The following is a 1,092-nucleotide window of genomic DNA, read 5'->3' on the forward strand; positions in this document are numbered from 1 at the left end:
GTCGGTAAATTATCATCCAATTCCTTCGAACGTTTTACGTGCATTGGATTCACCATGACGAGTGGAATTCCATATTGATCTAGGAAATACGCTAAGTTCATCCAGTAGTGACCTGTAGGCTCAATACCGACAATCACCTCTGTTTTGTTAGTTACCTTCATCGTTTGACAAATGTTATCATACAAACTTTCAAAGCCTTCTTTCGACTGATGTACCGCAAAAGCTTTTTCAATCACACGCCCTCGTTCATCGATAAAGCAGGCGTAATGAACACGCTTGGCAATGTCCATACCGACAACGAGTGTATTTTCAGTAACTTGATTAATTTTATCATTCCATTTAGAATGCATAAGGGAGTCCTCCTTGTTTGATGATGGGTCAATGGTCGTTGACACTCATGCATCATACTAGAGGGCTCTTTTTCTTTCAAGACCCTTAACATCCTTCAAACAGGAATGCTGCCCCTTTAGCTGCATAACAAAAAAGAAGCACCAACTAGTGGAAGAATATAGTTTGATTTCAACTTTATCTCATCTTCACTTCATCTTTACATGCTGCGTTTATATTAGTACTTGTAACACCCAATAAAACAATGAAAAGAGGTTTTAAAATGTTAAATCCTAAGACAAAATTATTCACTGCACTTGGAATTTCAACAGTATTATTAGTAGGAGCTGGCAGTACCTATGCTGCTCAAAAAGAGAGAAATGAGTCGGTAGAAACTGTGAATTCTATTAAAGCACCAACTCCTGAAGAAATTCAAACAGTATTAGAAGGTAAACCTACACCTCCAAATATTAAAGTCGAAGGTTTATTTTCTACAAATGGTAAACCTGATTATACTGCAGACTTTTATTTGAACGATGAAATTTTATTGTCTTTATTAAAAATAAACGCACAAGAATTAAAACAAGAATTGGCAACAGGAAAATCTGTGGTGGAGATTGCAGCTTCTAAAAACGTTTCTAAACAACAAGTAATTAATGTCATTGCAAAAACACAGGCTGATGTACAACTTCAGGGTGAAAATAATGGCAATAGTAGACCATACGAGCAAATGTTAAAAGATATTGAACCAATAGTAATACAAGT

General features: G+C 35.8%; 1 protein-coding gene and 1 pseudogene. One reads left to right on the plus strand and one right to left on the minus strand.

All coding sequences use genetic code 11. From position 1 onward, the window contains the following. On the minus strand, positions 1–350 hold a 350-nt coding region (locus ACQKMD_RS22005), incomplete at its 3' end, for an IS110 family transposase (RefSeq protein ID WP_427754707.1). A gap of 260 nt (positions 351–610) precedes the next feature. On the opposite strand from ACQKMD_RS22005, the pseudogene ACQKMD_RS22010 reads away from it, so the two are divergent. After that, positions 611–1,092 (plus strand): annotated as a pseudogene (locus tag ACQKMD_RS22010) (hypothetical protein); the annotation flags it as partial.

This window comes from Viridibacillus sp. NPDC096237 (genome assembly GCF_050278625.1).
In the GTDB taxonomy this organism is placed as follows: domain Bacteria; phylum Bacillota; class Bacilli; order Bacillales_A; family Planococcaceae; genus Viridibacillus.